The 12,230-nt window shown below is 66.2% G+C and carries 10 protein-coding genes; 7 read left to right on the top strand and 3 right to left on the bottom strand.

Translation table 11 applies throughout. From position 1 onward, the window contains the following. Positions 1-29 precede the first annotated feature (29 nt). Genes ACVMK0_RS07965 through acnB form a run of 3 tightly spaced genes read left to right on the top strand, consistent with a single transcriptional unit; the run spans position 30 to position 4,260 of the window. Positions 30-1,046 carry an HpcH/HpaI aldolase/citrate lyase family protein gene (locus ACVMK0_RS07965; RefSeq protein ID WP_476463465.1) on the top strand — a complete coding sequence of 339 codons (1,017 nt, stop codon included), beginning with the start codon at positions 30-32 and terminating at the stop codon, positions 1,044-1,046. A gap of 24 nt (positions 1,047-1,070) precedes the next feature. Further along, positions 1,071-1,628 (top strand): hypothetical protein, encoded by a 558-nt coding sequence (locus ACVMK0_RS07960; RefSeq protein ID WP_052468466.1) that lies wholly within the window; start codon positions 1,071-1,073, stop codon positions 1,626-1,628. Positions 1,629-1,668: 40 nt separating this feature from the next. After that, positions 1,669-4,260, top strand: a complete 2,592-nt coding sequence (gene acnB / locus ACVMK0_RS07955) for a bifunctional aconitate hydratase 2/2-methylisocitrate dehydratase (protein ID WP_476463464.1) — start codon at positions 1,669-1,671, stop codon at positions 4,258-4,260. 82 nt (positions 4,261-4,342) lie between these two features. Here acnB and ACVMK0_RS07950 read toward each other — a convergent pair whose 3' ends face one another. Further along, a complete protein-coding gene (locus ACVMK0_RS07950; protein ID WP_045536176.1) occupies positions 4,343-6,376 on the bottom strand; it encodes a sigma-54-dependent Fis family transcriptional regulator in 2,034 nt (677 codons plus the stop codon). A 289-nt stretch (positions 6,377-6,665) separates the two neighbouring features. Between ACVMK0_RS07950 and exaC the strand changes: the two genes are divergently transcribed. From exaC to trhP, 4 genes are all read left to right on the top strand, one after another. Continuing rightward, complete coding sequence (exaC, locus tag ACVMK0_RS07945) at positions 6,666-8,186, top strand: acetaldehyde dehydrogenase ExaC (RefSeq protein ID WP_476463463.1); 1,521 nt, start codon at positions 6,666-6,668, stop codon at positions 8,184-8,186. A 51-nt stretch (positions 8,187-8,237) separates the two neighbouring features. Then, a complete protein-coding gene (yiaY, locus tag ACVMK0_RS07940) occupies positions 8,238-9,386 on the top strand; it encodes an L-threonine dehydrogenase (protein WP_045536171.1) in 1,149 nt (382 codons plus the stop codon). A gap of 148 nt (positions 9,387-9,534) precedes the next feature. Beyond that, on the top strand, positions 9,535-9,894 hold the full coding sequence (locus tag ACVMK0_RS07935; protein WP_045536169.1) for a DUF779 domain-containing protein: 360 nt from the start codon (positions 9,535-9,537) through the stop codon (positions 9,892-9,894). 102 nt (positions 9,895-9,996) lie between these two features. Next, positions 9,997-11,379: a prephenate-dependent tRNA uridine(34) hydroxylase TrhP gene (trhP, locus tag ACVMK0_RS07930; protein ID WP_476463462.1), complete on the top strand. Its 1,383-nt coding sequence runs from the start codon at positions 9,997-9,999 to the stop codon at positions 11,377-11,379. A 30-nt stretch (positions 11,380-11,409) separates the two neighbouring features. On the opposite strand, the gene ACVMK0_RS07925 is transcribed toward trhP, so the two are convergent. Both ACVMK0_RS07925 and ACVMK0_RS07920 read right to left on the bottom strand, forming a co-directional pair. Then, positions 11,410-11,736 carry a hypothetical protein gene (locus tag ACVMK0_RS07925; protein WP_250961066.1) on the bottom strand — a complete coding sequence of 109 codons (327 nt, stop codon included), beginning with the start codon at positions 11,734-11,736 and terminating at the stop codon, positions 11,410-11,412. 222 nt (positions 11,737-11,958) lie between these two features. Beyond that, on the bottom strand, positions 11,959-12,186 hold the full coding sequence (locus tag ACVMK0_RS07920; protein ID WP_250961067.1) for a hypothetical protein: 228 nt from the start codon (positions 12,184-12,186) through the stop codon (positions 11,959-11,961). Positions 12,187-12,230 lie beyond the last annotated feature (44 nt).

The raw sequence follows: 12,230 nt of genomic DNA, 5'->3' as shown, positions 1-12,230 counted from the left end.
ACCTGCTGTAACACGTGCGGCAGCGCTCCATGCACCCACGCGACCTGTTGATGGGCCCGCAAGCCGGCCAGCGCCTGCTGCCGGTGTGTGACCATTACAGCGGCGTGCCGGCGCGCATGCGCAAGAGCTTGGCGCTGCAAGCCGAGTACAGCCAGCGCCACGGCCGCTGCGTGTTCGACGTCACGCTCGACTGCGAAGACGGCGCCCCGGTAGGCGGCGAGGCCGAGCACGCGGCCTTGGTGGTCGAGCTGCTGCAAGGCCTCGATCTGGCGGCGCCGGTGCCGCCGCGCGTGGGGGTGCGGGTGCACCCGGTGGGGCACGCGGCCTTCGGGGCCGACATCGAGTGCATCGTCGGGCGGGCGCACGAGCGGCTGGCCTACCTGATGCTGCCCAAGGTCGAAGGCGTGGCCGATGTGCAGCGCGCTCTGCAGGCGCTGGACGCCGCTGGCGGCGCGGCTTTGCCGCTGCACGTGCTGATCGAATCGCCGCTGGCGCTGCAACGCGCGTTTGAGATTGCGGCGCAGCCGCGGGTCGAATCGATCAGCTTTGGCCTGATGGATTTTGTCTCGGCGCATGGCGGCGCGATTCCGGCGAGTGCGATGGGGCTGCCGGGCCAGTTCAGCCACCCACTGGTGCGCCGCGCCAAGCTCGAAATCGCCAGCGCCTGTCACGCCCACGGCAAGGTGCCGTCGCACTGCGTGGTGACCGAGATCAACGACCTGCCCGCGCTGCGCCACGCCGCGCACACGGCGGCGCACGAGTTTGGCTACAGCCGCATGTGGAGCATCCACCCGCAGCAGATCGAGCCCATTTTGCTAGCCTTTGCCCCGCCCACCGACGAGGTCGAGCGCGCCACGGCGATTATCTTGGCCGCGCAGGCGGCCGATTGGGCACCCATCTCGCACCGGGGTCAATTGCACGACCGCGCCAGTTACCGCTACTATTGGCAGATACTGGAGCGCGCGCAGCAAGCCGGCGCTGCGCTCGATGCGGAGTTGCAGCCGTTTTTCGCAGCGCCGCTGGCCGGGCAGCGATCGAGCCCTTAAACCCTTGTACCGCAGGAGCCCATCATGCACAAGAACGCTGTTCCAAACCCGTCGCGTGCGCTGCCCAGCCGCACGCGCAACCGGCTGGTGTCGTGGTCGAGTGCGCTGCTGGGGCTGGGGTTGGTCGCCTCCGCGCTGGCCACAAGCCTCCCCGCACAGGCCCAAGGCAGCCGCAGCGTGCCCACGGTGCAGGCCGGCACCCCGGCCGACACCCCGTTGAGCGAGCGCGAGCTGGCCACGGCGGCGCTGGTGCACGTGGGCAGCAAGACCTGCTCGCACGGCCGCAGCGTGCGCATCGAGGCGGCCCCGCAAGCTGCTGGCCACTTCGTGCTGCAAAGTGGGGGCCAGCGCTACCTGCTGCGCCCGGTCGAGACCAGCACCGGTGCCATCCGGCTCGAAGACCGCGCCCAAGGTGCGGTCTGGATCCAGCTCGCCAACAAATCCATGCTGCTCGGCCAGCGCCCGAACCGGCGCCTGCTCGACGACTGCAGCAACGCGCTGCAGCAGGCGGTGGCCGCCGCCATGCTGCGCAACCCCGGCCCCGACCTGCTCGGCATCGCGCAGCGGCCAGCCGGCCAATGAACCCTTTGTAATTGATCCTTTTTTTACTGGAGCCCCCGCCATGTTGCAAGCCTACCGTCAACACGCCGCCGAACGCGCCGCGCTCGGCATCCCGCCGCTGCCACTGGACGCCAAACAGGTGTCGGAGCTGATCGAGCTGATCAAAAACCCGCCGGCTGGCGAAGCCGATTTTCTGCTCGACCTGCTCACGCACCGCGTGCCGCCGGGTGTGGACGACGCCGCCAAGGTCAAGGCCAGCTTCCTAGCCGCTGTGGCGCATGGCGAGCTCGCAGTCGGCCTGATCGGCAAGGCCAAGGCCACCGAGCTGCTGGGCACCATGGTGGGCGGCTACAACGTGCACCCGCTGATCGAGCTCCTCGACGACCCCGAGGTGGCGCCCGTGGCCGCCGCAGGGCTCAAGAAGACGCTGCTGATGTTTGATTTCTTCAACGACGTGGCCACCAAGGCCAAGGCCGGCAACGCCCACGCCCAAGCCGTGATGCAGAGCTGGGCCGCTGCCGAGTGGTTCACCAGCCGCCCCGAAGTGCCACAAAAAATCACCGTCACCGTGTTCAAGGTGCCCGGCGAAACCAACACCGACGACCTCTCGCCCGCGCCCGACGCCTGGAGCCGCCCCGACATCCCGCTGCACTACTTGGCGATGCTCAAAAACACCCGCCCCGACGCGGCCTTCAAGCCCGAAGAGGACGGCAAGCGCGGCCCGATGCAGTTCATCGAAGACCTCAAGAAAAAAGGCCACCTCGTGGCCTACGTGGGCGACGTGGTGGGCACCGGCTCGAGCCGCAAATCGGCCACCAACTCGGTGGTCTGGGCCACTGGCCAAGACATCCCCTTCGTGCCCAACAAGCGCTTTGGCGGCGTGACGCTGGGCGGCAAAATTGCCCCGATCTTTTTCAACACCCAAGAAGACTCGGGTTCGCTGCCGATCGAGGTCGATGTCAGCCAGTTCGAGATGGGCGACGTGATCGACATCCTGCCCTACGCCGGCCAGATCGTGAAAAACGGCGCCACCGTGGCCCAGTTCCAGCTCAAGAGCGAGGTGCTGTTCGACGAAGTGCGCGCCGGCGGCCGCATCAACCTGATCATCGGGCGCTCGCTCACCGCCAAGGCACGCGATTTTCTGGGTCTGCCTGCTTCCACCGCCTTCCGCCTGCCCAAGGCGCCGGTGAACAGCGGCAAGGGCTTTACGCTGGCGCAAAAAATGGTCGGTCGCGCCGTGGGCCTGCCCGAAGGCCAAGGCGTGCGCCCCGGCACCTACTGCGAACCGCGCATGACCACCGTCGGCAGCCAAGACACCACCGGCCCGATGACGCGCGACGAACTCAAAGACCTCGCTTGCCTGGGTTTTTCGGCCGATCTGGTGATGCAGTCGTTCTGCCACACGGCCGCCTACCCGAAACCGGTGGACGCCAAAATGCACCGCGAGCTGCCGCCCTTCATCAGCAGCCGCGGCGGCGTGGCGCTGCGCCCCGGCGACGGCGTGATCCACAGCTGGCTCAACCGCCTGCTGCTGCCCGACACCGTGGGCACTGGGGGCGACTCGCACACCCGCTTCCCGATCGGCATCAGCTTCCCGGCCGGCTCCGGTCTGGTGGCCTTTGGCGCCGCCACCGGCGTCATGCCGCTGGACATGCCCGAATCGGTGCTGGTGCGCTTCAAGGGCCAGATGCAACCCGGCGTGACGCTGCGCGACTTGGTGCACGCCATCCCGCTCTACGCCATCAAGGCCGGACTGCTGACGGTGGCCAAATCGGGCAAGAAAAACATCTTCTCGGGCCGCATCCTCGAAATCGAAGGCTTGCCCGAGCTCAAGGTCGAGCAGGCGTTTGAGTTGTCCGACGCCAGCGCCGAGCGCTCGGCCGCCGGCTGCACGATCCAGCTCAACCCCGAGCCGGTGATCGAATACCTCAACAGCAACATCGTGCTGATGAAGAACATGATCGCCGACGGCTACCAAGACGCCAAGACGCTGGCGCGGCGCATCGAGCGCGTGCAGCAGTGGCTCGAGCAGCCCAAGCTGCTGCGCGCCGACGCCGACGCCGAATACGCCGCCGTGATCGAGATCGATCTGGCCGAAATCAAAGAGCCGATCCTGTGCTGCCCCAACGACCCGGACGACGCCAAAGTGCTGTCGGACGTGGCCGGCACGCCGATCGACGAGGCCTTCATCGGCTCGTGCATGACCAACATCGGGCACTTCCGCGCCGCGGCCAAGCTGCTCGGCGGCCAGCGCGACATCCCGGTCAAGCTCTGGGTGGCCCCACCCACCAAGATGGACGCCAGCGAGCTGATGAAAGAGGGCCACTACGCCAACTTCGGCGCCGCCGGTGCGCGCACCGAAATGCCCGGCTGCAGCCTGTGCATGGGCAACCAAGCGCAGGTGCGCGAGGGCGCCACGGTGATCTCGACCAGCACGCGCAACTTCCCCAACCGGCTGGGCAAGAACGCCAATGTCTTTCTGGCCTCGGCCGAGTTGGCCGCCATCGCCTCCAAGCTGGGCCGCATCCCCACCGTGGCCGAATACCACGCGGCCATGGGCGTGGTCAACCAAGACGGCGCCGCGATCTACAAATACCTGAATTTCGATCAGATCGAAGAATACGCTGAGGCGGCCAAAGAAGTGGCGGTCTGAAAACCGCCAGCGGGCCCACCTGTGGGGCCCGCGCCCGCACCCTGAGGGCTTGAGTGCTTTTGGGTTGCGGCTTGCGCAGCGCTCAGCCGCGCAAGCCCTGCAGCTTGCGGTACAGGGTCTGGCGGCTGATGCCCAGCGTGCGCGCGGCTTGGGCCACGTTGCCGCCGCTGTTGTGCAGCGCTTGCTGCACGGCGGCCTGCTCGAGCTGGATCAGGCTGTGGGGCAGCGGGCCAAGGGTGGTGGGCGCGGTGGCTTTGGCGCTGGCCGCTGCCGGGCTTGCTGGGGCATGGGCTGGCGCAGGGGCAGGGCTGGCCTGCAGCTCGGCACGCAGGTCGTCGGGCAGGTGCTGCCAATCGAGCGTGTGCTCGTGCGGCTCCAGCATGGCGCAGGCGGTGCGCAGCACGTTGGCGTACTGGCGCAGGTTGCCGGGCCATGGGTACTGCTTGAAAGCCTGCAGCAACGCTGCGCTCAGCGCCAAAGTGCGGCCGGGCTCGATGCCTTGCAGCAGGGTGGCGCTCAGGGCCTCGAAATCGCTGCGCTGGCGCAGCGGCGGCAGTTCGACCATGAGGCCGTTGATGCGCCAGTACAGATCGGCGCGAAAGCGGCCGGCCTCGACCTCGAGCCGCAGCGGCCGGTGGCTGGCGCTGATCAGAAAAAAATCCAGCGGCTCGGCCTTGTGCGAGCCCAGCGGCGTGACTTCGCGCTCTTGCAGCACGCGCAGCAGCCGGGTTTGGGTGGCCAGCGGCATGTCGCCGATTTCGTCTAGCAGCAGGGTGCCGCCGTGGGCTTGGCGCAGCAGCCCGGTGCGGCCCTCGCGCCGGGCACCGGTGAAGGCGCCGGGGGCATGGCCAAACAGCTCGGCCTCGATCAGCCCCTCGGGCAAGGCGGCGCAGTTGAGGGCCACGAACGGCCGCTCGTGCCGGGGCCCGCTGGCGTGGGCGGCGCGTGCCAGCCACTCTTTGCCGACGCCGGATTCGCCCTGAATCAGCAGCGGGATCGGTTTGTCGAGGATGCGGCGCACCTTGGCGCAGGCGCTGCGCCAGCCGCTGTCGCCGCTGTCGAGGCGGGCTAGGGCGTCGGTGGGTGCGTGGGCCGTTCCACCGGGTAAGCCCACCATTGTGGCATTCGGGGCATTCGGCACTGCCGGACTCAATGCAGGCGGCCGTGTGGGCGACCGCAAGCCCAGCGCCGCCGCACCGGGGTGCAGTTGGCCATACAGGGTGCGTCCATCGTGCAGCCGCAGCGCCAAGGGCTGCTGTGGCTGGCGCTGATGCAGGGCGTGCAGCTGCGCCAGATCGAGTGGCAGCCAATGCTCGAGCCGGGTCGGCGGCGTACCCAGTTGCCGGGCGTCGAGCCGCAGCCACGCGCAGGCGCTGCGGTTGGCAGCGATCAGGCAGCCGTCGTCGGCGACGACCACAATGCCTTCGCCCAGCGAGCCGATGCCCTCGGCGCGCGGGTGCAGGTGCAGCCGCGTCTGGCCCGGGTGCAGGGTGCAAAGCAGGCGGTTCTCGACGTTGCGCGCGGCGGTGTTCACCAGCCCCAAGCTGTAGGGGTTCCAGCGCCCGTGTTCGGCCGAGATGTCGAGCACCCCGAGCAGGCGCCCGGTGCCAGAGGCGATCGGGGCGGCGGCGCAACTCAAGAAAGCGTTGTGCTCCAGGTAGTGCTCGGCCCCTTGGATTTCGACCGCCTCGCCCTCGGCCAAGGCGGTGCCGATGGCGTTGGTGCCGCGCTGCGCTTCGTGCCACGTGGCCCCGGCCGACAGCGCCACACGCTCGGCCTTGCTCAAAAACCGCCCCTCGCCCAAGGTGTGCAGCAAGGTGCCACCCGCATCGGCCAGAATCACCATGCCTTGCGCCAGCCGCACTTGCTCGAACAAATACTCCATCGCCGGCAGCGCATGCGCCAGCAACTCGTGCTGGCTGGCGCGCAAGTCGCGCAACTGCGTCTGGCCCAAGGGGTCGGGCAAGGCCCGCGCCACGGGCAGCAGGCCCGCAGCCAAGCTGCGCTGCCACGAGCGCGCCAACCGCTCGCCCAAGGCGCCGGGCGGGCAGACACCGTGTTCCAGCAAATGTTGCCGGCAAGTGCGCAGAGCCAATGCCTGCAGGGGTGCGCGCATGTTGTCTCCTGGGCGCTGCTTTTGAAGGTCTGGCCGCCAGTATAGGCACTAGACGGGCCTGGCGCAAGGTTTATTGCGCGGCTGCGCCGACACCTGTCCGGTTTTGTGACAGGTGTCGCGTTTTGCAACCGGCGCCCTGCGTGCAGGGCCGCTGCTGCAGATCGCTGTTGCGGTGGTGCGCGCAATCAAATCAATGGCTTAGAAAATAAATCCGGGTTGGCACGAAACGTGGTTATAGGTCGTCGCCACATCGGCAATTGTTTGCAACCCCCGTACAGAGGAAGACACCATGATTTACGCAGCCCCAGGCAGCCCAGGCGCCAAAATCGCCTACCAGCCACAGTACGACAACTTCATCGGCGGCAAATGGACCGCCCCGGCCGACGGTCAGTATTTCGACGTCATCACGCCCATCAGCGGCAAGGTCTATACCCGGGTGGCGCGCTCCAACGCCCGCGACATCGAGCGCGCCCTCGACGCCGCCCACGCCGCCGCCGGCGCTTGGGGCCAAGCCTCGGTAACCGAACGCGCCAACATTTTGCTCAAGATCGCCGACCGCATCGAGAGCAACCTCGAGCTGCTGGCCTACGCCGAAACCGTGGACAACGGCAAGCCGATGCGCGAGACGCTCAACGCCGACATCCCGCTGGCGGTGGACCATTTCCGCTACTTCGCCGGTTGCATCCGGGCGCAAGAGGGCGCCATCAGCGAGATCGACAGCCAGACCGTGGCCTATCACCTGCACGAGCCGCTGGGCGTGGTCGGGCAGATCATCCCGTGGAACTTCCCCATTCTGATGGCGGCTTGGAAACTGGCGCCGGCGCTGGCCGCGGGCAACTGCGTGGTGCTCAAGCCGGCCGAATCGACCCCTGTCTCGATCTTGATCTTGGCCGGGCTGATTGCCGACCTGCTGCCGCCCGGGGTGCTCAACATCGTCAACGGCTACGGGCGCGAAGCCGGCTTGCCGCTGGCGCAGAGCAAGCGCATCGCCAAAATCGCCTTCACCGGCTCCACCAGCACCGGGCGCGTGATCGCGCAGGCGGCGGCCAACAACCTGATCCCGGCCACGCTCGAGCTGGGCGGCAAATCGCCCAACGTGTTCTTTGCCGATGTCATGGCGCACGACGACGCTTTCCTCGACAAAGCGATCGAAGGGCTGGTGCTGTTTGCCTTCAACCAAGGCGAGGTCTGCACCTGCCCCTCGCGCGCCCTGATCCACGAATCGATCTACGACGCGTTCATCGAGCGCTGCCTCAAGCGCGTGGCGGCGATCAAGCAGGGCAACCCGCTCGACACCGAGACCATGCTGGGCGCCCAAGCCTCCAGAGAGCAACTGACCAAGATCACCAGCTACCTCGATCTGGGGCGGCAAGAGGGTGCGCAGGTGCTGATCGGCGGTGCGCAGGCGCAGATGAGCGGCGAGCTGGCCGGCGGCTATTACGTGCAGCCCACGCTGTTCAAGGGCCACAACAAGATGCGCATCTTCCAAGAAGAAATCTTTGGCCCGGTGCTGGCCGTGACCACCTTCAAAGACGAAGCCGAGGCGCTGGCCATTGCCAACGACACCCTCTATGGCTTGGGTGCCGGGGTTTGGAGCCGCAACGGCAATGTGGCCTACCGCATGGGCCGCGCCATCAAGGCCGGCCGGGTCTGGACCAACTGCTACCACGCCTACCCGGCGCACGCCGCATTCGGTGGCTACAAAGAATCCGGCATCGGCCGCGAGACCCACAAAGTCATGCTCGACCACTACCAGCAGACCAAAAACCTGCTGGTGAGCTACAGCGAAAACAAGCTGGGGTTTTTCTGATTTCCGGTCAATTCTGTCAATTCACAATTCATTCATTCCAGGAGCTTCAACATGACTTCCACATTTTTCATGCCAGCTGTCAATTTGATGGGCAGTGGTTCATTGGGCGAAGCCATGCAGGCTGTCAAGGGTTTGGGCTATCGCAAGGCCTTGATCGTCACCGACGCCATGCTCAACAAGCTCGGGCTCGCAGACAAAGTGGCCAAGCTGCTCAACGAGCTGCAGATCGCCACCGTGGTGTTTGATGGCGCACAACCCAACCCAACCAAGGGCAATGTGCGCGCCGGTTTGGCGCTGCTGCGTGCCAACCAGTGCGACTGTGTGGTGTCGTTGGGTGGCGGTTCCTCGCACGATTGCGCCAAAGGCATCGCACTGTGCGCCACCAATGGCGGTGAAATATCCGACTACGAGGGCGTGGACCGCTCGGTCAAGCCCCAGTTGCCGCTGGTGGCCATCAACACCACGGCCGGCACCGCCAGCGAGATGACCCGGTTTTGCATCATCACCGACGAAGAAACCCACATCAAAATGGCGATTGTGGACCGCAACGTAACCCCCATCCTGTCGGTCAACGACCCCGATCTGATGCTGGCCAAGCCCAAGGCGCTCACGGCGGCCACCGGCATGGATGCGCTGACCCACGCGGTGGAGGCCTACGTGTCCACGGCGGCCACGCCCATTACCGACGCCTGTGCCTTGAAAGCGGTGGAATTGATTGCGCGGCATTTGCGCACGGCTGTGGCAAAAGGTGACGATCTGCACGCGCGCGAGCAAATGGCTTATGCGCAGTTTTTGGCCGGCATGGCATTCAACAACGCCTCCTTGGGTTATGTGCACGCCATGTCGCACCAACTGGGTGGTTTTTACGATTTGCCGCATGGGGTCTGCAACGCCTTGTTGCTGCCGCACGTAGAGGCTTTCAACGTCAAAACATCCGCAGCGCGGTTGCGCGACGTGGCCCAAGCCATGGGCGAGAACGTGCAAGGTTTGGATGCCCAAGCCGGTGCGCAGGCTTGCTTGGCAGCCATACGCAAACTCTCGAGCGACATTGGCATCCCCAAGAGCTTGGGCGAACTGGGGGTCAAGCGGGCAGACATTCCCACCTTGGCCGCCAACGCCATGAAGGACGCATGCGGTTTCACCAACCCCCGCAGCGCCACGCAAACCGAGATCGAGGCCATCTTCGAAGGCGCCATGTGATGCGATGAGCCCCTGCCCGATGCCAAGGCCTATAGGTGAATGCGGTCTATAGGCCCGGCATGGGCAGGCGGCCATGGTTGAAATACGATGTGAGGGCGTGGCATGGCAGCACTGCTTTCTCATCATCTGCCTTTTACAGGAGCCCGCCATGGTAGATAAAGTGATCGCCACCCCAGCCGCGCTGGAGCTGATCGAGCAACTCAAGGCCCTGCACGGGCCAGGGCTGATGTTTCACCAGTCGGGCGGCTGCTGCGACAACAGCGCCGCCAACTGTTACCTGCTGGGCGAACTCACCATCGGGGCCGGCGATGTGCACTTGGGCGACATCGGCGGCTGCCCGTTTTACATCAGCACGACGCAGTACCAGACGTGGAAGCACACCCAACTGGTCATCGACGTGATCGAGGGCACGGGCGGCACCTTCTCGCTCGAGGGGCCGCTCGGGCGCGCCTTCCACACCCGCTCGCGCGTGTTTAGCGACGAAGAGCTGGCGGCCCTAGAGTTGTAGGCGGCTGGCACTGGCAAGGCGGCCGAAGGCAGGGCTGGGCTGGGCTGGGGCGGGCAGGGCGGCGCGCAGCAGGGAATAGCGAAAGCGCCGAAAATACGCCCCATGACCCTCAAAGCCCCTGAACTGCTGCTGCCCGCCGGCTCGCTGGAAAAAATGCGCGCCGCCTACGACTTCGGCGCCGACGCCGTCTATGCCGGCCAGCCGCGCTACAGCTTGCGCGCGCGCAACAACGAATTTCGCCTCGAGCAACTCGCGCAAGGCATGGCCGAGGCGCGTGCGCGCGGCAAAAAGCTCTTCGTCACCAGCAACCTGATCGCGCACAACGACAAGGTGCGCACCTACCTGCGCGACATCGAGCCCATCATCGCGCTCAAGCCCGACGCGCTCATCATGGCCGACGCCGGCCTGATCATGCAGGTGCGCGAAAAATGGCCCGAGGTGCCGATCCATCTGTCGGTGCAGGCCAACAGCACCAACTGGGCCGCGGTCAAGTTCTGGCACCGGGTGGGCGTGACGCGCATCATCCTGAGCCGCGAACTGAGCCTAGACGAAGTCGATGCCATCCGCAACGAGTGCCCCGAAGTCGAGCTCGAGGTGTTCGTGCACGGTGCGCTGTGCATCGCCTACTCGGGCCGCTGCCTGCTGAGCGGCTACTTCAACCGCCGCGACCCCAACCAAGGCACCTGCACCAACGCCTGCCGCTGGGAGTACGGCACCCAGGCCGCGCAGCTGGACCCGGTCACGGGCGAGGCGATTGCGGCGGCGCGCATGGGGGCCGACTTCGATTTTGGCCAAGCCCAAGCCGAGGCCGAAACCGCCTTTGCCACTTGCGGCAGCGGGCAGCGGCACCCGGCTGCCGACCAGATCTATCTGCTCGAAGAAAAAGGCCGCCCCGGCGAGCTCATGCCGATCATGGAAGACGAGCACGGCACCTACATCATGAACAGCAAAGACTTGCGCGCCGTCGAGCACGTGCAGCGGCTGTGCCAGATCGGCGTCGATTCGCTCAAGATCGAGGGCCGCACCAAGAGCCTGTACTACGTGGCGCGCACCGCCCAAGTGTATCGGCGCGCCATCGACGACGCCATGGCGGGCCGCCCCTTCGACCCCGATCTGCTGCTGCAACTCGAGGGCCTAGCCAACCGCGGCTACACCGGCGGCCTGCTCGAGCGCCGCCCGGCGCAAGACTACCAAAACTACCTCAGCGGCCACTCGCAGCTGCAGCGCAGCCACTACGTGGGCGAGGTGCTGGGCGTGCGCGCCGACGGCTGGGCCGAAGTCGAGACCAAAAACCGCTTCGCCGTCGGCGACCAGATCGAGGTCATCCACCCCAGCGGCAACCGCATCGTGCAGCTCGAAGCCATGCACAACCCCGACGGCGTGCCGGTGCAGGTGGCCCAGGGCAACCCGGTGCGCGTGTTCGTGCCGCTGGGCGCGCCGGTGCAAGGCGCCTTGCTGGCGCGGCTGCTGGGAGCGCCAGCGTAATTGCATTGCCTCGAGCGTGCGGCTTGCCATTCATTCGCCAGCCGCAAGCCGATGTGCGCGCAGTGCCCAGGCCGCGACCATGCTCGCAGCATTTGTCAGGTACAGCGTGGTCTGGTTGGCATGGCTGGCGGCCTTGCCCACTGCGGCCCGGTCACGGTAGAGTTGGGCGATAGATTCCAGCGGGTAGTCCACATCGGTGACATACACCGCGTACTCCCAGAGCTTGCCGCACTCGTGCACGCTCGGGCTGGCCAGATCCAGCCGCATCTGCTTGCTGTCCAGGGGCCGCTCGCGCGCGAGCAGGTTGGCCACCAAGAGCGCTCGGCGCAGGGCGTCTTCGCTCACGACTTTGTTCATGCCCAATGCCTGTGCGGCCAGCGCGCCGCCGCGCAGCGCGAAACTGGCCGTGCGGCGTGGCCGCCGCACCCGTGTCCCAGCGCACGTGCATGCGCCCGCCCAGCGTGTCGACGATTTGCGGCTCGCAAGGCTCTTGGCCTGCCCCCTGGGCGCGCCGCCAGCGCCTTGCTTCTTGATTCACCCATCGGGTGAGTGTGCCAAAATCAAGAAACTCTCTGCCAGTCAGGGCTCTGCGTGCGATCTTGGGGGGGTGACTGCCGGATTTAGGTTGATCTGCAAACAAATCAGTCCTGGTGCCTGCCCCTCATCAAAATGGCAGCGCAGCGCGTCGTTTAGCATCGCATGCAAACCGGACAACGTGTCGGCTTCGGTGTAGATGTCGTACCCCGCGGCGCGAGCGGTGTAGCCGCCAGAGGGCGCGGCTTGGGCGAGGAAGAGGATCTCGGTCATGGTGTGCATAGCATACGATCAGCACATTATCTTGGTCGAATGCT

This window comes from Serpentinimonas sp. SSL01, assembly GCF_056323735.1.
Note: the sequence above shows the minus strand (reverse complement) of the source record. Positions and strands in the feature narration are given on the sequence as shown.